The sequence below is a fragment of the Desulfovibrio piger genome (genome assembly GCF_012843875.1).
Lineage (GTDB): Bacteria > Desulfobacterota > Desulfovibrionia > Desulfovibrionales > Desulfovibrionaceae > Desulfovibrio.
Genome location: NZ_JABAFY010000001.1, coordinates 73,228 through 94,748, shown reverse-complemented (window position 1 = coordinate 94,748; position 21,521 = coordinate 73,228). Strand labels below are relative to the sequence as shown.

Below are 21,521 nucleotides of genomic sequence, written 5' to 3'. Positions count from 1 at the left end.
ATGTGGTGTCCGCCGTGCCCGGTGCCGCATGGGCGCCGGCCGTGCAGGCGCGGATGCCCCGGCAGGGACGGATCACGGACAGGCGACAGCATAGCAGCCCGGCGGGGCAGCCGCAAGGGGATGGCGGGGAAGGGAGGGATGCCCGGCGGATGGAACATGCTCCCGGGCGAGCAATACTCCCCGGGCGAGCGCCGGAGCGCAGATACGAAAAAGGGCGGGGTCACCCCCGCCCTTTCGGTTTGTGTGGTTTGCGTACGGCCTAATGCTCGTCGTCGTCACCAAAGAGCCAGGGGCCCTTCTTGGGGAACAGCATGGTGTTCCAGTAGAGAACGTAGACGGGCAGGGTCACGAACATCATGACGTAGGCCCAGTTCTTGGTGTAGAGGAAGTAGTCGTAAAAGGTATGGAATTCCATGATTTTCCTCCTGTCCTAGTGGGCGTCCTTGAAGTCGGGGTGTTCGTACAGCACCGGCATGTGATAGACGATGAAGCGGTACACGGTCACGATCAGGGTCACCACGAAGATGGAGATGCACACTTCCCAGATGCTGGGGAAGTAGCGCTCGTCAGCGGGCAGGGCATAGTTGAAGGCGATCATGGACACGTTGAAACGGTTCAGGACGATACCCAGCACGGCGTTGGCGGAAGCGAAGCGGCAGAGCTTGATGTTGCGGTCGCGAGAGCCCTTGGCATACAGCAGAGCGGGCGTCAGCACGAAGAACAGCATTTCCACCAGCCACCACAGACCGTAACCGGTGCAGAGGTAAGGCAGGTTGGCCTGGACCAGCATGTCGATGAGCTTCAGCATGAAGTAGCCGAAGAGGATGAAGGCACCGGCCTTGGAGAAGCTGAAGACCACTTCGTCAGTTTCGCGCAGGTGGGTCTCGTCCATGTAGTGGTGCACGCCCTTGTGGGCCCACATGCCTTCAAAGATGACCATGGAGCAACCGGCAGCCATGGAGCTGACGAAGAAGAACATGGGCATGAAGGGGGAGTACCACAGCGGATGCAGCTTGCCGGGGGCGATCAGGTAGAGGGCGCCCAGCGAGGACTGGTGCAGGGTGGACAGGCACACGCCGAAGATGGTCAGGATGATGGTGCAGCGCACCACGACCTTGCGCCACTTCTTGAGGAAGGGGAACTTGCAGGACAGCCATTCCATGGGAGCCACCGAGAATTCGATGAACAGCACGGTCAGGTAGGTAGCCACGCACAGACCCACTTCGAACAGAACGGAGGTGGTGCCGGGGAAGAAGAACATGTAGGGCAGACGCAGCGGGTGACCAAGGTCATACAGCAGGGCGAACACCACGAAGGCGTAGCCCAGGAAGGCGGTGGTCACAGCGGGGCGCACGGCCGAATGGAAGTGCTTCATGCCCATGACGTAGCAGGCCACGGTGGTGAAGTAACCACCGGCGGCCAGACACACGCCGCAGAGCAGGTCGAAGCCGATCCACATGCCCCAGGGCATGGTATCGGACAGGTTGGTGATGGAGCCGATACCCTGGGTGAAGCGGATGAAGGTCAGTACGAAGCCCACGACCAGGATGACCGCGGTGATCATGTTGCCGGGGCGACGCAGGGAAAACTCACCAAGGTTGAACAGTTTGTCCTTGGTGGGGATCACGATTTGGTGCTGGGACATTTACTTATCCTCCCCGTGCTTGCAGCCGCAGCAGCCGTCGCAGCCGTTTTGAGCTTCACGGGCCTTGAGGGCCTGGATCATGGCCTTGCGGGCCTCATCGGCGGCCACGGGACCCTGATTCTGCTCGATGCTGCGCACAGCGGCGTCCATGGCGGCCGTCACATCTTCCTTGGCGGTCTGGACGGTCTTTTCCTGGGCGGCCTTGCTCATGGCCTCACGACGCTTGGTCATGCCGTAGGCGCCACCGAAGAGGATGGGCCAGAAGGCGATGATCATGGGCACGGCACCCAGGGCGCCGTAGGTCAGTTCACCCATGGGACGGTTGCCCAGGTGGGTGTCCAGACCCAGTTCCTTGAAGGTATGGCCGGCATCGGCCGTACCGGCGGCCTTGACGGCCGACGGGGTCGGCTTGGGAGCCAGGACCATCCAGGCGGTACCGCCGGCGTCCCATTCGCCATAGATGTAGTCCACGTATTTGCCGGGGTTCTCGGCGATACGCTTGCGGGCGATCTTGATGAGGTCGGAACGGCGGCCGAAGGTCAGGGCGTCCATGGGGCAGGCTTCCACACAGCCGGGCAGCTTGCCTTCCTTCAGGCGGGGTTCGCAGAAGGTGCACTTCTGGACCAACGGGTCCCAGGCCTCGTCGTATTCGAAGCCGGGCACATAGAAGGGGCAGGCGATCATGCAGTAACGGCAGCCCACGCACTGGGAACCGTCGTAGGTCACGCTGCCGTCAGGCTGCTTCTGGAAGCATTTGGCGAAACAGGCGGAGGCACAGGCCGGGTCGTTGCAGTGGAAGCACTGCAGCTTGCGGAACACGGGCTTGCCGCCCACTTCGTACTTGTTGACCACCGTCCAGGCATCGGCGGAGGTACGACGATGCTTGTCACAGACGGAAAGGTCGGTGAAGGGCTTTTCGGGCTTGGGCAGGTTGTTGACCTTGTTGCAAGCCTCTTCGCAGCTGCGGCAGCCGATGCAGCGGGTGGTATCGTGCAGGACGCCGTAGCTGTCTTCATAGTAAGGGAACATATGGGTGCCGCCGGCCTTGGCCACTTGTGCCGTGCCCAATGCGGAAGCGACGCCAGCGCTGCCCAGGATGGTCAGAAATTTTCTACGATCCATAATCGTACTCTCCAGCTAGTTGGCGTTCTCGGTCGCACGCGGCTTGTGGCAGGACGCGCAGGACGTATCGAGGGGACGGGCAACGTCCATGCCGTCATGGCAACCCATGCACTGCAGATGATACGCGGCCTTCAGCGTGGGACGCTCGGGCACGCGGGGATCGATCTTGGCGGAGTGGCAGCTGCCGCACTTGGGCGGAGTGGCCGACAGGGGGCTGCGATGGTGACAGGTGGCGCACAGGATCTCGGGTTCGCTGTGGAACGCCTTGGCCAGATTGTCGCCTTCAATGCGCTTCATGAGCGAAGAGACGTGACGACGATGGTTGAAGAGGTTGGGCTCGAACTTGTCGGACAGGCTGCCGATCTCCACCTTGTAGGGGCAGGCTTCGGGGGCCAGGTAGTCCACGGGCTTGCGTTCGGCGATGGTGGCTTCGGCCAGGGCGACGCGGTCCTCGGCGGACAGCTTGCCGGCCACGCCCAGCTGGTACTGTTCGGGGGTCATCTTGGAGGTGACCACGTGGCAGACGCCGCACCACTGGTCGTCACGCTTGGGAGTGACGATCTCGTGGCAGCCGGCGCATTCGCGGCGTTCCTTGTACTGCTCTTCGTGGCAGCTCACACAGCTCTTGGGCGTGACGCCATCCTTGCGCGGGGCAATCTTGGTGGCGTGCATGGCGCGCTCAAGGTTGATGAAGTTGCCCTCGGCTTTGCCTTCCACGGTATGACAGGTGCTACAGGCCACCATGTCGCCCGTGTGATGACAGGCCGTGCAATCGTCGATTTTGTCGACGTGAGCCTGATGGTTGAATGTCACCGGCGTCATGCTGGCGCCCTTGGGATTGGGCTTTTCGCTGACCGGAAAGAGAACCGTGGCATTAGGCATTTCCGCGTCGGATTCTTCCAGACCCACCGCCACAGCGCGGTTGGCTTCGGGAAGCATCAGACAGGCCACGCCGGCCAAGGCAATCACCGCCGCCAAAAGCAGTGCTTTACCGTTCCTCATGTGCTCGTCCTTTTGAAACAGACTTTTCCCCATTCTCCCGCAGCGTGGAGCCGCGGGCGTCCTCCGGCTCTCATGAGCCAAACACACCAATAATGTGTGGCAAGTTATCGCAGGCACAAGGCCACGTCAAGGGGAGGTCGCGAGCAGAAAAGCTTACTTGTACGCTGGTATTGGGGCATCCGGGCTGGAGAAAAAGGGGACCGCGGCGGGAAAAATCCTTGCGGCTGGCCCTGTTTCGGGAACGGATCAGGCAAAGAAGGCGGGAGCGGGTGGGAGGGGAGAACGGGCGGGATGTCAAGAAATATTTTGAGAAATCTCTTGTGACACGCGTCAAAAAGGGGGCTCCAGAGGCCGGGCCCTGCTCTCTGCGGGGAAGGACCTCCGTACGGGCATGAAAAAAGCACCATACCGCGGCCGTGCCGGGCATGGTGCCGTGATCTGTCTGCCGGCTGGGGAGGGGAGAGCGGGCGTCCGCCCGCCCCGGTTCAGCAGGCCTGCCGGGCGGCCGCCAGCAGGCCGTCCAGATCCTGCGGGGCGAAGAAGCGGGCCTCGCTGCGGGCCCGGAACCAGGTGCGCTGGCGCTTGGCATAGGCGCGGGTGTTGTGCAGCCAGAGGCGGCGGCATTCCTCCAGGGAAAGCTCGCCGCGCAGATGGGCCAGCACTTCGGCGCAGCCGATGCCGGACCAGCCGGGGGCCGCGGCATCGTCACAGCGCCGCCGGGCGGCGCGGGCCTCGTCCAGGGCCCCCTGTTCCAGCATCAGGTCGATGCGGCGGGCCAGGCGGGGCGTCAGGGCATCCAGCTCCATGTCCAGCACCAGCAAGGGCCCGGCGCAGGGCGGTTCGGGCATGCCGTGCTCGTGCCACCAGCTGAAGGTATGGCCGGTGCCGGCCAGCACTTCCAGGGCACGCACGATGCGCTGGCGGTCATTGGGATGGATGCGGGCCGCGTAGGCGGGATCTTTGGCGGCCAGTTCGGCATGGAGGGCCGCCGGGCCCTCCTCGGCCAGCCGGGCCGTGAGGGCGGCGGTGATGGCCGGATCGATGGCCGGTATCTCGGCGATGCCGTGCAGCAGGGCCTGGAAGTACAGGCCGGTGCCGCCCACCAGCAGGGGCACATGGCCCCGGGCCAGCACGGCCTTTGCCTCGGCCACGGCCTGGTCGGCCCAGCGGCCGGCGCTGATCTTCTGTTCCGTGGGCAGAAAGCCGTACAGGTGATGCGGACAGCAGGCCTGTTCCTCGGGCGAGGGCTGGGCCGTGATGAGCGGAAAATCGCTGTAGACCTGGCGGGAGTCTGCGTTGATGACCTCGCCGCCCAGGGCTTCGGCCAGGGCCAGGGCCGCAGCGGTCTTGCCGCAGCCCGTGGGGCCGGCCAGACAGATGACGGGCAGGGGCGCGGCCATCTTATTTGTTGACGCGGAAGCCGCCGTAGGGGGCGGAGAGGCAGGGGGTGGCCTGACGCACTTCGCCGCGCTGGTACTTTTCCATCAGGCGCAGGCGCACGTTCTCGGGCACCAGGCCCACGATGTCGGCGCCGTGGCTGGCCGCGGCCTTGACGATGGTGGAGCTGATGAACAGCCACTGGTAGTCGGTCATCAGGAACACGGTCTGGATGTCGCGCTGCAGGCGGCGGTTCATGAGGGCCAGCTGGAATTCGTATTCGAAGTCCGAGACGGCGCGCAGACCGCGCAGGATGGCACAGGCCCCGCGCTTGGCCGCATATTCCACGGTCAGGCCGGTGAAGGGTTCCACCAGGATGCGGTCGTCGTCGCCCACGGCCTCGCGGGCCATGGCCACGCGCTCTTCCTGGGAGAAGAGGGGGAACTTGGGCGTATTGTCGGCCACGGCCACCACGATCTGGTCGAAGACGGCCAGGCCGCGGCGGATGAGGGCCAGATGCCCATTGGTCAGGGGGTCGAAAGTGCCGGGATAGAGTGCCAGTTTCATGCGAGTGTCCATATCAGTATGCGGGTTTGACCAAAATGGCGTTCCACCAGCAGTTCCAGACTGTCGGGAGCGGCCACGACGGCGTCTTTTTCGATCTCGGCGCAGATGAGGGCGCCGGGCGCCAGCCAGTTACGTTTGAGCAGGCCCTGCAGGGTGGCGTTGAGCAGGTTCTTGCGGTAGGGCGGGTCCAGGAAGACCAGGTCGAAACAGCCCATGGGCGTATTGTTCAGGGTCTTGCGCACGTCGTCGCGGATCAGGCGCACGCAGTCCTCCACGCCCAGCTGGCGGATGTTGTCGGCCAGGCAGCGGGCGGCCACGGCGGAATTCTCCACCAGCACGGCCAGCTCGGCGCCGCGGCTCACGGCTTCGAAGGCCAGGCTGCCGCTGCCGGCGAAAAGGTCGAGCACGCGCGCCCCTTCCCAGACCACGCCCCGCGAGGTGAGCATGGAGAACAGGGATTCGCGCGTTTTGCCCATGGCCGGGCGGTAGCCTTCGCCCTCCACGGTCTTGATGCGTCTGCCGCCCAGTCTGCCGGAGATGATGCGCATGGTTTTTCCTGTATTTTCTGTGCCGTGGATGAACGGCGGTTGGCTGTACAAAGGGTGCCCTCAGGGCAGGGAAAAGACTTGTACCTGCGGGGCGGCCCTTCCGTCAATGGGCGGCCGGGGCATCCCGTAAAGCGCGGAAGGGCGCGGCCCCAAGGCCGCGCCCCGTAAGACGGTCACATGCGGGAAAGGAGACGGGTCAGGGCGTAATCCATCTTGGCCAGGGCGTCCTGCAGTTCGGTCTGCTGGACCCAGGGGCTCTGCTCCACGTCGGCCAGCTTGCCCTTGAACATGCCCCACTTGCGTTCCACTTCGCCGGTGAGGAAGTCCCAGTTGATGCGGGGATGGGCCAGGGCCTCGTGCTGGACGGTCTGGGCCACCTGATGGCCTTCGAGGATCATCTCTTCCATATAGCCGGGCACCAGCGGGGTCACACCGAACTTTTCCTTGATCAGGCCGGAAAGGGTGGTCTGGGCCTTTTCTTCACCGTGGACCAGGACCACGTTGGCCTTGTCGTGGACCAGGGGCTCCAGCCAGGAGAGCAGCTGGTCCTGCCCGGCGTGGGCGGAGAAGCCGTTGATGGTGTAGATGCGGGCGGCGATGTCCATATCTTCACCGAACAGGGTGATCTTGCTGGCTTTTTCCACGATCTTGCGGCCGGGGGTGCCCACGGCCTGATAGCCCACGAAGACGATGCTGGCCCCGGGCTTCCAGATGTTGTGCTTGAGGTGATGGCGCACACGGCCAGCGTTGCACATGCCGCTGGCCGAGATGATGATGGCCGGGCCCTTGTAGTCGTTGATGCTCTGGGATTCTGCGGCATCCAGGGTGTAGCGAAGGTTGGGCAGCTCGAAGGGGTCGTCGCCCTGGTGCAGCATCTTCTGGGCGTCCTCGTCGAAGAGCTCGCGGTTGCGGCGGAAGACCTCGGTGGCGCGGATGGCCAGGGGGCTGTCCACGAAGACGGGCATGTCCGCGGGCAGCTTGCCCTTGCTCTGGAGGATGTGCAGACAGTAGAGGATCTCCTGCGTGCGCTCCACGGCAAAGGCGGGGATGATGACCTTTTCGCCCTTGCTGTAGCTGTAGGCGATGGCGTCGGCCAGTTCCTGGTCGCTGATGTCCTCGTCCTTGTGGTTGCGGTCGCCGTAGGTGGACTCCATGAAGATGTAATCGGCCTTGGGCGGGCTTTCGGGGTCGCGCACGATGAGGGCCTGGGGACGGCCGATGTCGCCCGAGAAGATGATGCTGGTGGTCTTGTCGTCCTCGGTCACTTCCAGGCGCAGGGAGCCGGAGCCGAGGATGTGGCCCGCATCATAGTAGGTGACCTTGATGCCCGGGGCGGGCTCGAAGTCCTCATGGTAGGCCACGGGGTGCAGGAGCTCGGCGGTCTTGAGGGCGTCCTCGGTGGTGTACAGGGCTGCGGGCGGGTTCTTGAGGCCGCGGCGGCTGTACTTTTTGGCTTCCCACTGGGCTTCCATCTCCTGGATGTGGGCGCTGTCCTGCAGCATGATGTCCAGCAGTTCGCTGGTGGCCTTGGTACAGTAGATGGGCTTGCTGAAACCTTCGCGCACCATGAGGGGCAGCAGACCGGAATGGTCGATATGCGCGTGGGTCACGAGGATGAAGTCGATATTGCCAGGGGCGTAGGGACGGGGATTGCGGTTGCGCTCCTCGATGGCCTTGTTGCCCTGGTGCATGCCGCAGTCGATACAGAAACGCTTGCCGCAGGCCTCTATCATATAACAGGAGCCGGTAACGGTCTGGGCAGCGCCGAGAAACTGGACTTTCATGGGATGCTCCGGGGTGATGTTCTGCTTGCCGGATGCAAGCGGGGGATTCTTCACTATGCGCTTCCTGCCCCGGAAGCGCAAGGCCCCATAAACCTTTGACGGGCTGTTCCGGGCGGTTTAAGATGAAGATTCATTCTTCTTTTCTGCGATCCTCGCAACAAGGAGGCTTTCATGGAGATCCGGCAGAACGTCATCGACGATCTCAATGCCATGACCACGGAGTCCTGGCGCACTATCCGCATCATGGCCGAAATGGTCCAGGCCCTGGATACCCTGAACAAGCTGGGCACCAACTGCGTGTCCATCTTCGGCTCGGCCCGCTCCACCTCCGACACGCCCGAATACCGGGATGCCGAGCGTCTGGCCCGGATGCTGGTGGAAAAGGGCTTCGGCGTCATCACCGGCGGCGGCCCCGGCGTCATGGAAGCGGCCAATAAGGGCGCTGCCGAGGCGGGCGGCGTTTCCGTGGGCCTGCACATCGAGCTGCCCCACGAACAGGGCTGCAACCAGTATGTGAAGACGCGCTGCAATTTCCGCTACTTCTTCACCCGCAAGTTCATGTTCGTGAAGTACGCCATGGCCTATGTGGTCATGCCCGGCGGCATGGGGACCATCGACGAACTGTCCGAGGCCTTCGTGCTGGCCCAGACCGGACGCATCCGGCCCTTCCCCATCATCCTTTATAATTCTTCCTACTGGGCGGGCCTGCTGGAGTGGCTGCGCACGAGCATGGCCAACGGCGGTTTCATCAACCGGGAAGAGATCGACAAGCTCGTCACGGTGTGCGACACGCCCGAGCAGGTGGTGGAGCATCTGTGCAAGATCGTGATCCTGTAAGCAACGGGGCGCTGGTACGCCCCTGCGGCGGGCCCGTGCCTTCCGCGCCGCCGGGCTGGAGCTGGGAGTCCCTCATGCGTCTGGCCCTGGACGAGGCGCAGCAGGCCGCCCGCGAGGACGAAGTGCCTGTGGGCGCGGTGCTGGTGGCGGCGGATGGCCGTCTGCTGGCCCGCGCCCACAACCGGCCCGTGGCCCTGCACGATCCCACGGCCCATGCCGAGATCCTGGCCCTGCGGGCCGCCGGGGCCGCCAGCGGCAATTACCGTCTGGGCGGCGGGGTGCTGGTGGTGACCCTGGAACCCTGCGCCATGTGCGCCGCGGCCCTGGTCCATGCCCGGCTCGCCGGGGTGGTCTACGGGGCGGCCGACAGGCTGGCCGGTGCCGTGACTTCCTGCACCGAGACGCTGGACCAGCCTTTCTTCAATCACCGGGTCTGGCATATGGGCGGCGTGCTGGCCCGGGAAAGCGTGGACCTGTTGCAGGACTTCTTTGCCGGACGGCGGGACTGACCCCGCTTTTTTTGCGGGTACGCCCGCGTACGGGACGACGATGCTGGAGATCATCGCTTTTTGTTGCGGCGCCCTGGTCATGGTGCTGGAGATGGTGGGCGCGCGCGTGCTGGCCCCGCATGTGGGCACCTCGGCCGTGGTCTGGACCAGCCTCATCGGCGTGGTGCTGGCCTGTCTTGCCGTGGGGGCCTGGCTGGGAGGCCGCCTGGCCGACAGGCACCTTTCCCGGCGGGGGCTGGCCTTCATCCTGACGGGAGCTTCTCTGGGCAGCGCCCTGGCCGCCGGGACGCACCGTCTGGTGGGGGAGGCGCTGAGCGTCGCCATCACGGACATCCATCTGGCCGCCGTTGCCTGTGCTCTGGGCATCCTGGCCCTGCCCGCCCTGTGCTGCGGCATGATCAGCCCCTACATCATTCGGCTGCGCATCCGGGACGTGGCCACGTCCGGCGCCACGGTGGGGCGGCTGTACGCCCTGTCCACGGCGGGCAGCATCGTGGGCACCTTCCTGGGGGGCTTCGTCCTCATCTCCTTCTTTGCCAGCGGCACCATCCTCTGGGGCGTGGCCCTGGGCCTGCTGCTGCTCTCGCTGCCGGCCGAGCCCTCCCGTCCCTGGGGGCGGCTGGGCCTTGTGCTGTTGCTGCTCCTGCTGGCCGTCTGGGACCGGCAGTTCCGCCGGACGGAAGGCCCCCTGATGGTGGAGAGCCCCTACAACTGCATGCTGATCCACGAGAGCCGCGACAGGGGCAGGCCGGTGCGCATCCTCTCCACGGATCCCGACTACAGCCAGTCGGGCATGTATCTGGACGACCCTGACGAGCTCTATTTCGACTACACCCGCTTTTATGCCCTGGCCGTGCTGGCCCGTCCGCAGGCCCGGGACATCCTCATGCTGGGCGGGGGCGGCGGCTCCGTGCCCAAGTGGCTGCTGTCCGGCAAGAGCGGGCTGGACGCCGCAGACCTGCGTCTGACCGTGGTGGAGCTGGATCCCGGCATGAGCGCCGTGGCCCGGCGCTGGTTCTTCCTGCCCGGGGACGACCCGCGTCTGCGCCTGATCCATGCCGATGCCCGGACCTTCCTCAACCGGCAGCGGGAACAGTATGACATCCTGCTGGTAGACGTGTTCAACTCCTGCTATTCCATCCCCTTCCATCTGGGCACGCAGGAGGCCTTTGCCGCCATGCGCCGTGCCCTGCGCCCCGGCGGCGTGCTGGCCATGAACGTCATCGCTGCTGTGGAAGGCGAGGACGGCCGCCTGCTGCGGGCCATCCATGCCGGGCTGCAACGGCATTTCGCCCGGGTGGAGGTCTTTTGCGTCACCGATCCCGGGCATCCCGGCCAGTTGCAGAACCTGATGGTGCTGGCGTTCAGCGACGCCGCCACGGCCGCGGCCCTGCGTGACGGCCCGGGGCATTCGCCGGAGATGGCGGCCATGCTGGCCTGCCGTTATCGTCCTTCTCTGCCGGTTACGGAGCCCCTGCGTGACGACTTCGCCCCGGTGGAACGTTTCGCCCTGTCGCTGCTGCGGCGTCCCTGAGCCGGAGAGCTCGTCCTTCTTCTGTGATTTCCTTGATGTGGTCAGGCCCGTTGCGGCAGGTCGTGCCCTTCGTCACTTTCTGCGGCGAGAGGGCGGCACGGCCATCCGTTTTGGGGAAAACGGCAGGGGGTAGGGGCCCATACTGCGCGGAGCCGGGAAAGCCGCATGCGTCTGTGCGGGCCGCAGCCATGCCCGCCCAGGGGGGGCAGGCTTGCCGTTTGGCCCCGAAATGCGTAGATTGTGCGCCATGAGAGGGATGGCACGGCCCCGGCGGCCCGTGCAGACTCTTTACTTCAACCGTGCACGTCCCGGGTGCGCGTTCGCAAGGAAGGCAGTTTTGAGCGAATCCATCGATGATCTCACAGTGGAGTATGAGGAGAACGGACAGATCATCCTCAAGGAACTGGACAAGATCGTCCTGAGCAAGGGCGCCTGGACCACTATCCTCTTCCGCTATCAGGAGTGGAAGCCGCAGACCTCGTCCTACGGCCCCGACAAGTATGTGATCCGCCGCTACAAGAAGGTGGGCGGCGAATACCGGCAGCAGAGCAAGTTCACCATTTCCAGCGCCGATCAGGCCCGCAAGATCGTGGACGCCCTGCAGACCTGGATCGGGGAGGCCGAGCAGGAAAAGTAGCCGGGACAGTCTGTGCCTTCCCAGAGGTGCTGTTCGAGGAAAAAAGGGCGCTGCACATGCAGCGCCCTTTTCGTGTCCATAAGGGATGAAAAAAGGACCGTCGGAAAAGGGCGGTCCTTGATGGGACGGGATGCGGGGGAGCAGTCCCGCCCTCGCGGGGGCAGAAAGGAAACCCGGCAGCATGCTGCCGGTCATAAAAACATGGAAGAAGTATAGCCCTTTGGCCGGGCAAGGCAATGCCCCGGGCCCGGAGTGTACAGTTTGATACACAGTTACGGCAGGCAAGGCGGTATACGGGCATCGCGTCCATCCCGGGAAGGAGCGGGGCCGTGCCTTGCCATGTGCCTGCGTTTGGGAGGGCCGGTGCCGGTCGCGCTTCTTTCCGGGCAGTTCTTCCGCTTTTGCGTCCCGGCCCTATCCGCCTTGTCGGGACCGTCGGCTGCGGCTATACAGAGGGGGTATCAGGCTGAGGTGCCGCCGCAGGGCCCCGGTACGGTCACGGCAGGCGGCGGTGACGTTGGGCAATCTTCAACTTCTGGAAAATCCTGTGGAAAAATGTTCCTTGCGCGAACTGCTGGCCAAAGCCTCTCCCTTGCGTTCGGGGGACGTGCTGGCCGGCATCGCGGCCGAGAATGAGGAGGAGCGCATCCGGGCCCAGATGGCCCTGGCCGATGTGCCCCTGAAGCGTTTCCTGTCGGAGTGCGTGGTGCCGTACGAGACGGACGAGGTCACCCGGCTCATCATGGACAGCCACGATGCGCAGGCCTTTGCGCCGGTCAGCTCCTTCACGGTGGGCCAGCTGCGCGACTGGCTGCTGACCCCTGCCGCGGACACGGCGACCCTGACGGCCCTGGCGCCGGGCCTGACCCCGGAGATGGTGGCCGCGGCCAGCAAGCTCATGCGCATCCAGGATCTGGTGCTGGTGGCCTCCAAGTGCAGCGTGGTGACGCGCTTTCGCGATACCATCGGCCTGCCGGGGCGTTTTTCCTCGCGCCTGCAGCCCAACCACCCCACCGATGACGCGCGCGGCGTGCTGGCCTCCGTCATCGACGGCCTGCAATACGGCTCCGGGGACGCGGTCATCGGCATCAACCCGGCTTCGGACAGCCTGCCCGCCATCGGGCGCCTGCTCCGCCTGCTGGACGATGTCATCGCCCGTTACGACATCCCCACCCAAAGCTGCGTGCTGACCCACGTCACCAACACCCTGGAGATGATCCGGCGCGGCGTGCCCGTGGACCTCTGCTTCCAGTCCATCGCCGGTACGGAAAAGGCCAATGCCAGTTTCGGCATCTCCCTGTCCCTGCTGGACGAGGCCTGGGACGCCACCCTCTCCCTGAAGCGCGGCACGGTGGGGGACAACGTCATGTATTTCGAGACCGGGCAGGGCAGCGCGCTTTCCGCCGGGGCCCACTTCGGCGTGGACCAGCAGACCCTGGAATGCCGCGTCTATGCCGTGGCCCGGCGTTACCGTCCCCTGCTGGTCAATACGGTGGTGGGCTTCATCGGGCCGGAATATCTGTTCAACGGCAAGCAGATCATCCGTGCCGGTCTGGAGGACCATTGCTGCGGCAAGCTGCTGGGCCTGCCCATGGGCGAGGACGTCTGCTACACCAACCACGCCGAGGCCGACCAGGACGACATGGACATGCTCCTGACCCTGCTGGGCGTGGCGGGCTGCAATTTCGTCATGGGCATCCCCGGTGCCGATGACATCATGCTGGGCTACCAGTCCACCTCCTTCCACGATGTGGCCTGGCTGCGGTGGGTGCTGGGCAAGCGGCCCGCACCGGAATTCGAAGCATGGCTGGAGCGCATGGGCATCCTGTCCGCCGCGGGCGAGCTGCTGCCGCCCGGTGAGCGCCGGGGCATGGCCGCTCTGGGCCGGGAACTGGAGGAGGGCGGCCATGGCAACTAGGCAGGATGCGCTCGCGGGCGCCGCGCCCGCCATCGTGACGCCGGACCCCTGGGAAGAATTGCGCCGCTTCACCGATGCGCGTATCGGTCTGGGCCATTGCGGGGTGAGCCTGCCCGTGAAACGCTGGCTGGAATTCCGTCTGGCCCATGCTCGCGCCCGGGATGCCGTCATGACGCCGCTGGATGAAGAGCAGGTGCGCGCCGATCTGGCCGCCCACGGTCTGGAATGCCTCTCCCTGAGCAGCGCGGTGGCGGACAGGAACGAATATCTGACCCGGCCGGACAAGGGGCGTCGTCTTTCCGTGGCTTCGCGGCAACTGCTGGATGCCTGGATGGACGCGCATCCCGGCAGTGCGCCGGACGTGAGCGTGGTCATCTGTGACGGCCTGTCCGCACGGGCCGTGCACGAGAACGCCGTGCCCTTCGCGTCCCGTTTTCTGGAAGAAGCGGCCGCTGCCGGGCTCAGTGCCGCGCCGGTGGCTCTGGTGAAGTTCGGCCGCGTGGCTGTGGGCGACGATGTGGCGGCCCTGCTCAATGCGCGGCTGGTGGTCGTGCTGGTTGGCGAACGTCCCGGCCTCAGCTCGCCCGATTCGCTGGGCGTCTACATGACCCACGCGCCCACGCCCGGTCTGACCGACGAGGCCCGCAACTGCATCTCCAACGTGCGCGCCGCGGGCCTGCCCGTGGAGGAGGCCGTGCGCAAGCTCTGCTATCTGGTGGAGAATGCCCTTGTCCGGCGCCTGTCCGGTGTGGATCTCAAGGACGACGTGCCGCCCGGCTATCTGCCGTTCGCGGAGACGCGGGCGTTGGGATAGGGAAGACGGAGAGGCCCGGCAGGACGCCGGGATATCTATGAAAAATGAAAAGGCAGGTTTCCGCGAAGGGAACCTGCCTTTCAAATATTGGTGGGCCCACCAGGACTCGAACCTGGGACCTGCCGGTTATGAGCCGGAGGCTCTACCAACTGAGCTATAGGCCCACGAAGGAAGCGAACTATAGCCGGAAGGACACTAGGCGGTCAAGCCCTTCCGGCAGGGCTTGAGGGCCGGGCTCCGGCGGGGACAGCCGGGCGGGCCTGTGGCGGTTCCGCAAAAACGAACGGGGCTGCCCGCATGTACGGACAGCCCCGCAACAGGCAGGTATCGCAGCGGGGGCGCTACATGGCGCCGCCGGCGTTGAGCTTGCTGATCTGTTCGTCCATGGCCTTCTTCAGGGGCGCGGGCAGGCCCATGATGTCCACGTTGAGGAAGCCGCGCACGATGGTGGAGGTGGCTTCGTCCTCGTCCAGGCCGCGGGCCATGAGGTATTCGATCTCTTCCTGGGCGATCTTGCCCACGGCGGCTTCGTGGGAGAGTTCCACGCCGTCGCGGCAGCTGTCCAGTTCGGGGATGGCATGCACGCGGCCGCCGCCCACGATGAGGCCCTTGCACTCCAGATGGCCCTTGACCGGAGTGGCCGAAGCGCCGATGAAACCGCGGTTGATGATGGTGCCGCCGGTGGTCAGGGTGCGGGAGATGATCTCGCCGCGGGTGTGGGGCGCGTTGAGGTGGATGGCGCTGCCGCTGTCCACGTAGGAGCCCGTGGGCGTCACGATGACCGAGTTGAAGGTGGCCACGGCGCCCTCACCGTTGAGGTCGATGCGGGGATAGGATTGCAGGCTGCCCACGCTCTTGAGCAGGATGTAATTGTTCTGGAACACGCCCCCGGCTTCCACCACGCCCGCCGAGCGCGGCCGCACGGTGGTGGAGTCGCCCCAGTTGTGGATCATGGTGAAGGTCAGCTTGCCGCCCTTTTCCACATAGTATTCGGTGATGCCCAGATGCGCGGCATCATTGCTGTGCTGGGAGGTGGCGCAGCCGCCCAGGATGTTGAGCTCGGCGCCTTCTTCCACCACCACGATGTTGTGCACGGCCTGTCCGGCGGCATTGCCCTTGATGAACATGCAGGACTGCACGGGCTGGCTGATCTTCACGCCCTTGCGGGCACGCACGAAGTAGCCGCCGTTGAGGTGCTCGTAGGCCATGCGGGTGATCTCGTCCTTGTTGGGATCGAGCAGCTTCCAGTAGTACTGCGGCAGGCCGTCGAACTTTTTGAGGGCCGCGCGGATGTCCATGAGGTCCAGGCCTTCCTGCCGGGTGGTGCAGTGCACGTCGGCATGGTTGAGCTGCATGAAGGCACCGCTGACCTTGGTGTCGTGCACGTCGATGCCGGCCAGGACCAGGCGCTGCTGGTCTTCCTGGGGCAGACGGGTCAGATCTTCGATGGGGGCGGAGTTCTCACCGCCGCTGAAGTTGAAACGGGAAAGGTCGATGCTGCTCATACCAGGGGAGCCTCCGCGATTTTGCCGAACATGTCGCCGGCCAGGCAGCGCAGGCATTCCTGGTAGCCGTGCTGGGCGATATGGTCGAGGATGACGCGCGGGCGCGCTTCACAGCAGAGCTTGCCGTGATACATGACCTGTCCGCGGTCGGCGTTGACGTATTCAAGGATGTGGCCGGTGTGGGTGATGATGAGCCCGCTGGTGGAACGCTGGCGACCCTGCTCGCGCAGGGTGGCGCTACAGCAGTCGGGCACGCCGTCCAGCAGCTTGCGCACGGTCTTGCCCACCAGGGCCATGTTTTCCAGGTCCACGCCGGATTCCGGCTCGTCGAAAAGCAGCAGGTTGGGCTGCTGGGCCATGAGCTGCAGCAGCTCGGAGCGCTTGATCTCGCCGCCGGAGAAACCGGCGTTGACGTCGCGGTCCAGGAAGGTATCGAAATGCACGCGCTTGGCCATGGCGGGGATGTCCATCTTGCGGCCGCGGCCGCACAGTTCCACCATCTTGCCCGTGGGCAGGCCGTGGATGGTGGGCGGGCGCTGGAAGGACATGCCGATGCCCAGACGGGCACGCTCGTACATGGGGGCGTAGGTGATGTCGTGGCCCTTGAAGATGATCTTGCCCCGGGTCACCTCGTAGCCGGAAAAGCCCATCAGCGTCATGAGCAGGGTGGTCTTGCCGGAGCCGTTGGGGCCGAATAGGATAAAGGTTTCGCCCGCTTCCACCTTCAGGTCGATGCCCTTGAGCACCGGCGTGCCGTGGACGGAAACGTGCAGGTCTCGGATCTCAAGCATTGTTTCCCTCAATTATGCCGGAAGTCCTCCCCCTTGCGGGAGCCCGGCAGGCTTTCTAGTCCTGGGGGTCGGTTTCACCCAGATATTCCATGACGTCGTAGTGCACGTGGTCCAGCACATGCGTCAGGTAGGAGACGCATTCGTCGCCCACGGCATGGCCCAGCAGGTCCACGATGAACGCGGCGCGCTTGGCGTTGACAAGGGCGACATTGCCGGGATCGCCGTCGTCGGGGATGGCGCTCACGGCTTCGTGGAAGGCCACGAGGTCATCTTCGGTCAGGTGCTTGATGGGCTGGGGTTCGTCATTGATGTAGGGGACGCCTTCCCGCAGTTCCAGCATGACGGGATTGCCGTGCATGATCGCGATGCAGACTTGCATGATATTGATACCTCGCTGTGAAGTTGGGGGCATAGTGGCAAACTTGGACAGGCATGTCCAGTAGGGCCCCTGTTTCGGAACGCGTGCTCGCTGCGGGCCGGCGGACCTTTCCCCCGCTATAAAGATGGGGTCGCGGCGGCAAAAGGCAAGGCCGCTTCCGGCCGGGCTCCAGGATTTTCGGGCAAAAAAAAGACCGGGGCAGGGCCCCGGCCTGGAAAGGCGTGCTCAGGCTAGCTCAGCTGGGAGATCAGGGTCTCCTTGATGGAGTCGATGGTGCCTTCGCCGTTCAGTTCGATGTACTTGGTCTTGCCTTCGGCGGCCAGGTTCTTGAAGAAGTAGGCCGCGGCCAGGGTGCCGTTCTCGGTGTTGTAGTAGATGTCGTGACGCTTGTTGATGGCGGCTTCGTCCTGGTCGTCGGAACGGGTGGAGAGCTCACCGCCACAGACGCGGCACTTGTCACCGTTGGGCTTGATGGCGTCGATGAAGATGTTGTTGGGATGGTTGTTGTTTTCCTTGCACAGGCGACGGCCCATGATGCGGTTCTTGGCGATCTCGCGGGGCAGCAGGATCTCGATGACGTAGTCCAGTTTCAGACCTTCGGCCTGCAGGGCTTCCCACAGTTTCTGGGCCTGCACCATGTTGCGGGGGAAGCCGTCCAGCAGCCAGCCGTCCTTGCCCTTGGTCTTCAGGGTCTCCAGCACCATGGGGATGGTGATGTCGTCGGGCACCAGGTCGCCGCGATCGATGTATTCCTTGGCCTTCTTGCCCAGCTCGGTGCCGCCGCCGATGTGCTCACGGAAGATGGCGCCGGATTCGATGTGAGCAAGATTGTACTTAGCCTTGACCAGGTTGCCCTGGGTGCCCTTGCCGCTGCCGTTGGGACCAAAGATGAGGATATTCATGGCGCTTCTCCTTATTGAGACGGACCGTTGTTGGGTTTGTGCAAAAAAGAACAGATAGAGCCTGTCTACCCTTTGCAGGCGGTTCTGTCAACGGGGGCGGGGAAAGTGCAAGGCCTTTTCCGGCAGGGGAAGGCCGGTGGGACCGGAACGAAAAAGGCCGGGACGCGGGATCAGCGGAACAGGTTCCAGGTGCCTTCCATGACCCCGCCCAGCAGCTCGAAGATGCCGTGGGTCAGGCTGGTGACGGCGTAGAGGATGGCCGTCCCTGCGCTGACCGAGGTCTTGGGATCATGGAGCTTGCCGGTCACGCGCACGGGGAATTCCTGCATGCGGTCGGTCTTGACGAAAAGGTTGCAGTCCAGGTCTTCGTTGTTGAAGTCGATGCGGCCGCCGCCGCGCACGCGCATCTCGGCATCCTGATACAAGATGTTGCTGCTGCGGGCCACACCGCCCTGCATGTTGCCCGAGGCGCTGAGGCGCTGGAAGCGGGTGGGCTTGCCGCCGGGCCGCCCGGCCTTGTCGCGGTTCTGGTAGCTGCCGTTGATGATGGCCACGCCCCAGGTGCCGGAAAGGGCCGCGGGCATCTGGCCGCTGCCGGTCAGGTGGGCGCTCATCTCCGATTCCACCGAGGCCAGCCCCCGCACGGCGCGCTTGTCGTTGCGGTCGTTGCTGGCGGCGTCGAGGTTGATGTTCAGGGCCCTGACCTTGGTGGTGTAGCTCAGGCCCCGGTCGAAGCGGAAGTCGCCCGAGGCACGCAGGCGCGAATTGTAAAAGTTGCCTTCCAGCGCAGGCACGGAAAGGTGGCCGTCCTTGAGACTGAAGCGGGTGGTCATCTGCTGCATGCGCAGGCGCATGAAGCGCACCCTGTCCACGCTCAGGCTCCCCTGGGCATCGAAGGCCTTCATGAAGCGCAGGTCCCAGGGAGCGCCCGGGGCCTTGCTCCGTCCCTTGCTGCGGGCCTGGTCGGGGAACATCTCCGCCAGCAGGCGGTCCAGATCGAAGTCCGCGGCATGCAGGCGCAGGTCCAGTTGCGGGGTACCGCTCCAGTTCACGGCAGCTTCGCCGTCCACCTGCTGCCAGCCCAGGCTGCAGCGCAGGTCCTTGAGGCGCAGGCTGTCCGGGGTACCGGAGGCCGTGCCCTTGAGGCGCAGGCTGTTGAGGGAGGCGGGCAGGGAGGCGGGCGCACTGCCCCGGATCTGCCGGAGGCTGTGCTTCAGGTCGCGGGCGGCAAGATCCACGTTCCCGCCCCAGGTCAGGCCGCTGCGGCCGTTGCTGACGTCCAGATCGCCCTTGAGCTGCAGGCCCAGCGCCGAGAGCGTGGCCTTTTTCAGCTTCAGCCCGGCAGGGCCCGCACAGCTGAACACGCCGTCGGCATCCAGATCCATGCCCTGGGGCAGCAGATCCTTTTCAAGGGACGGCAGGTGCAGGCGCAGGGAACCGGGCAGATCCTGCCAGGCCACGAACTCCTTGCCGCCGAACCAGACGAGGCCGTCCAGCTTCTGGGTCAGGGAAAGATCCTCACCCTCCAGCGAGGCCGTCCAGCGGCCTTCGAAACCGGCCCGGGCCGGAGTGGGACGCAGGTCGCGGCGGGCGCTTTGCAGGTCGAGGCGCAGCGAGAGTTTTTCGAAGGGCAGGCTCTTTTTGCCTCCGGCGGGCAGCAGGCCCTTGCTGCCGTCGGCCGTGACCGTGCCGCGCATGCTCTTCAGGAACACGTCCAGGTCGCTGCCCCGGCTGGTGATGGCCGCCTGGGCGGACAGCATGCCGCGCCGTACGGGGATGAGGTCGAAATCCCTGACCAGCTTGCTGCCGTGGACCTTGTCCAGGCGCAGGTCGATGTCGAAGGTGGGCATGTCCGAAGGCCCGCCGATGGCGCAGCGGCCCTTGAGGCGGCCTTCGTAAAAGTCGCCCGTGGCCCGGATCACGGCCGTGCCGTTGCCTGCCTTGTCGGGGGTGCCGGGTTCGATGACCACGGCCGCGCCGGTGATGGTCACAGGGCCGTAATGCACGGTGCGGGCATTGAGGCGGATGTCATAACCGATATCCAGGTCCGTGGCGGGATCGGGCGGCGGCAGCGGTGTGGAGCGCGAGGCCCGCAGGCTGGTCAGGGGCCCGTGCGGGAAATAGACCTGCAGGGGCAGGGTGCCCACGGCTTCCGGGATGGCCCGGCCCAGCGTTACTTCCGGGGCGGTCAGGTCAAGGGCCACCACCGGCTCGGCCCAGCGGGCCACGCCGCCGGAACCGGTAAAGCGCGAGCCCGAGGCATGGGCCACGATATAGGGCACGCGCAGGCCTTCAGCATCCAGTTCGAATTCCAGAAGACTGTCCGTGATGTTGTCCAGGGCCATCTGAAGGCCCGGGGCCAGATCACGGGCAAAGCCCAGCCAGCGTGTCAGGCTCAGGCGGTGGGCCTGCAGGCTGCCGTTGAGGACGGGGCCCCGCTGTTTGTCGAGGATCAGGTTGCCGTCGAGGGTGGCGCTGTCTTCGCCCAGTTCCAGCCGGATGCGTTCCAGGCGCACGGGCGGGCGCGTCCCTCCCGCAGCGGGCAGATCGGGCTGGGGGGCCACCTGGGGTGCGGGAACTGTCTTTGCAGCGGCGGCATCAGCGGCCGGTGAACGGGGGGCGGACGGGGCAGGAGCCGTTGCGGGACCTTCCTTTCCGGCTGCGGCCAACTCCTGCGGATCGGGCAGGAAGACCTCGCGCAGCATGCGCCGTACCGAGGCCTGCGGCGCGTTCCTGTCCTGCAGCAGGCGGCCGGCCACGGCAAAGGGGATGGGCTCGTCGTCCTGCATCAGGTCGCCCTGGATGTCATGATCCAGCTGCCAGCCCGCGGCCGTGGCCGTGAAATCGAGGTTCATGCGTACGCGGGGCAGGTGGGGCGGCAGATGCAGCAGGGTACGCAGGCGCAGGCGGGGCGTATCGCTCAAAAAACGAAGCGGACGGCTGCGGCCTTCCACGAGCAGGTTTTCCAGGTCGAGCACGGGGATCTCTTCCCCGGCGGCCAGGTTGCGGATCAGACCTGCCTGCAGCTTGCCGCGCACGTCCTGAAGACCGCGCAGATGCAGCACGCAGGAAAGGTTGCCCGCGCGCAGGGAAGAAGCGTCCTGGGCCTGGAAGGAGAAATTGCCCTGGTCTATCTCTATCTGGAGGGTACCGGGCAGCAGGCCGTCCAGCCGGGCCAGCCCTCCCGTATCGCCGCTGCCGCCCTCGGCGGCGGAGCCCAGCTTGCGCAGGTCCAGCGTGGGCAGCGGGAGGCTGCCGGAGAGCACGGGATTCTGCAGGGCCACGTATTCCAGTTCCAGCCGTCCCTGCAGCAGGGCGGTCAGGCGGGGGCGCAGGCGGGCCGTGCGGACGGAGATGTCCAGCTCTTTGATGCGGATGCGCACGTCATCGGCCTGGATGGCCGGAGGCAGCCAGGAAAGGCCGATGGACCTGACATGCAGGTGGAGGCCCGTACGCTGGGTAAAGTCTTCCAGCAGGGCATGGGTGATGGCGACGGAATTGTGCTGCACATAGACCATGGCCGCGCCGGCCAGCAACAGGATGCCCAGCAGCAGGGCTGCCAGACAGCGGAGGAAAAGACGCAGGCGGCGGGATGGTTCGGGCATGGCAGGAAGGCTGCTTGACGATGAAAAGGGGCAAGGCTAGGTTGA

At 65.2% G+C, this 21,521-nt stretch carries 19 protein-coding genes and 1 tRNA gene; 6 read left to right on the top strand and 14 right to left on the bottom strand.

Annotated elements, in window-relative coordinates; all coding sequences use genetic code 11:
* Nucleotides 1-259: 259 nt before the first annotated feature.
* The 8 genes from HF854_RS00430 to HF854_RS00395 form a co-directional block, all read right to left on the bottom strand.
* A complete protein-coding gene (locus HF854_RS00430) occupies nt 260-415 on the bottom strand; it encodes a hypothetical protein (RefSeq protein WP_168934509.1) in 156 nt (51 codons plus the stop codon).
* Between the two features lie 15 nt (nt 416-430).
* A complete protein-coding gene (hmcC, locus tag HF854_RS00425; protein ID WP_168934508.1) occupies nt 431-1,645 on the bottom strand; it encodes a sulfate respiration complex protein HmcC in 1,215 nt (404 codons plus the stop codon).
* Nucleotides 1,646-2,767: a sulfate respiration complex iron-sulfur protein HmcB gene (gene hmcB, locus HF854_RS00420; protein WP_168934507.1), complete on the bottom strand. Its 1,122-nt coding sequence runs from the start codon at nt 2,765-2,767 to the stop codon at nt 1,646-1,648.
* Nucleotides 2,768-2,782: 15 nt separating this feature from the next.
* On the bottom strand, nt 2,783-3,769 hold the full coding sequence (locus tag HF854_RS00415) for a nine-heme cytochrome c (RefSeq protein WP_168934506.1): 987 nt from the start codon (nt 3,767-3,769) through the stop codon (nt 2,783-2,785).
* 485 nt (nt 3,770-4,254) lie between these two features.
* Complete coding sequence (miaA, locus tag HF854_RS00410; protein WP_168934505.1) at nt 4,255-5,169, bottom strand: tRNA (adenosine(37)-N6)-dimethylallyltransferase MiaA; 915 nt, start codon at nt 5,167-5,169, stop codon at nt 4,255-4,257.
* A 1-nt stretch (nt 5,170) separates the two neighbouring features.
* A complete protein-coding gene (coaD, locus tag HF854_RS00405) occupies nt 5,171-5,725 on the bottom strand; it encodes a pantetheine-phosphate adenylyltransferase (protein WP_006006201.1) in 555 nt (184 codons plus the stop codon).
* Nucleotides 5,710-6,261 (bottom strand): 16S rRNA (guanine(966)-N(2))-methyltransferase RsmD, encoded by a 552-nt coding sequence (gene rsmD, locus HF854_RS00400; protein WP_168934504.1) that lies wholly within the window; start codon nt 6,259-6,261, stop codon nt 5,710-5,712. Before rsmD ends, coaD begins: the two co-directional genes overlap by 16 nt.
* A gap of 173 nt (nt 6,262-6,434) precedes the next feature.
* A complete protein-coding gene (locus tag HF854_RS00395) occupies nt 6,435-8,045 on the bottom strand; it encodes an MBL fold metallo-hydrolase RNA specificity domain-containing protein (protein WP_168934503.1) in 1,611 nt (536 codons plus the stop codon).
* 171 nt (nt 8,046-8,216) lie between these two features.
* On the opposite strand from HF854_RS00395, the gene HF854_RS00390 reads away from it, so the two are divergent.
* The 6 genes from HF854_RS00390 (at nt 8,217) to eutC (ending at nt 14,294) form a co-directional block, all read left to right on the top strand.
* Complete coding sequence (locus tag HF854_RS00390) at nt 8,217-8,882, top strand: LOG family protein (protein WP_168934502.1); 666 nt, start codon at nt 8,217-8,219, stop codon at nt 8,880-8,882.
* The gene (tadA, locus tag HF854_RS00385) at nt 8,861-9,391 is read left to right on the top strand and encodes a tRNA adenosine(34) deaminase TadA (protein WP_303930816.1); all 531 of its coding nucleotides are present in this window, start codon (nt 8,861-8,863) and stop codon (nt 9,389-9,391) included. The genes HF854_RS00390 and tadA overlap by 22 nt, the downstream gene beginning before the upstream one ends.
* Before the next feature lie 40 nt (nt 9,392-9,431).
* Complete coding sequence (locus HF854_RS00380) at nt 9,432-10,925, top strand: fused MFS/spermidine synthase (RefSeq protein ID WP_168934501.1); 1,494 nt, start codon at nt 9,432-9,434, stop codon at nt 10,923-10,925.
* A 337-nt stretch (nt 10,926-11,262) separates the two neighbouring features.
* Nucleotides 11,263-11,562, top strand: coding sequence for a hypothetical protein (locus HF854_RS00375; protein ID WP_168934500.1), 300 nt, complete (start codon nt 11,263-11,265; stop codon nt 11,560-11,562).
* A 547-nt stretch (nt 11,563-12,109) separates the two neighbouring features.
* On the top strand, nt 12,110-13,480 hold the full coding sequence (locus HF854_RS00370) for an ethanolamine ammonia-lyase subunit EutB (RefSeq protein ID WP_303933556.1): 1,371 nt from the start codon (nt 12,110-12,112) through the stop codon (nt 13,478-13,480).
* Entirely contained in the window at nt 13,470-14,294 is an 825-nt protein-coding gene (gene eutC, locus HF854_RS00365; protein ID WP_168934498.1) for an ethanolamine ammonia-lyase subunit EutC, read from the top strand. The genes HF854_RS00370 and eutC overlap by 11 nt, the downstream gene beginning before the upstream one ends.
* 88 nt (nt 14,295-14,382) lie before the next feature.
* On the opposite strand, the gene HF854_RS00360 is transcribed toward eutC, so the two are convergent.
* The 6 genes from HF854_RS00360 to HF854_RS12815 all read right to left on the bottom strand — a co-directional run bounded on the left by HF854_RS00360 (nt 14,383) and on the right by HF854_RS12815 (nt 21,476).
* Nucleotides 14,383-14,458: transfer RNA gene (locus tag HF854_RS00360), tRNA-Ile, on the bottom strand.
* A 177-nt stretch (nt 14,459-14,635) separates the two neighbouring features.
* Nucleotides 14,636-15,799 carry a SufB/SufD family protein gene (locus tag HF854_RS00355; RefSeq protein ID WP_168934497.1) on the bottom strand — a complete coding sequence of 388 codons (1,164 nt, stop codon included), beginning with the start codon at nt 15,797-15,799 and terminating at the stop codon, nt 14,636-14,638.
* On the bottom strand, nt 15,796-16,590 hold the full coding sequence (locus HF854_RS00350; RefSeq protein ID WP_168934496.1) for an ABC transporter ATP-binding protein: 795 nt from the start codon (nt 16,588-16,590) through the stop codon (nt 15,796-15,798). Before HF854_RS00350 ends, HF854_RS00355 begins: the two co-directional genes overlap by 4 nt.
* Before the next feature lie 55 nt (nt 16,591-16,645).
* Nucleotides 16,646-16,969, bottom strand: a complete 324-nt coding sequence (locus HF854_RS00345; RefSeq protein WP_006006222.1) for a hypothetical protein — start codon at nt 16,967-16,969, stop codon at nt 16,646-16,648.
* Nucleotides 16,970-17,199: 230 nt separating this feature from the next.
* Nucleotides 17,200-17,871: an adenylate kinase gene (locus tag HF854_RS00340; RefSeq protein ID WP_006006223.1), complete on the bottom strand. Its 672-nt coding sequence runs from the start codon at nt 17,869-17,871 to the stop codon at nt 17,200-17,202.
* A gap of 170 nt (nt 17,872-18,041) precedes the next feature.
* Nucleotides 18,042-21,476 (bottom strand): AsmA family protein, encoded by a 3,435-nt coding sequence (locus tag HF854_RS12815; protein WP_168934495.1) that lies wholly within the window; start codon nt 21,474-21,476, stop codon nt 18,042-18,044.
* Nucleotides 21,477-21,521 lie beyond the last annotated feature (45 nt).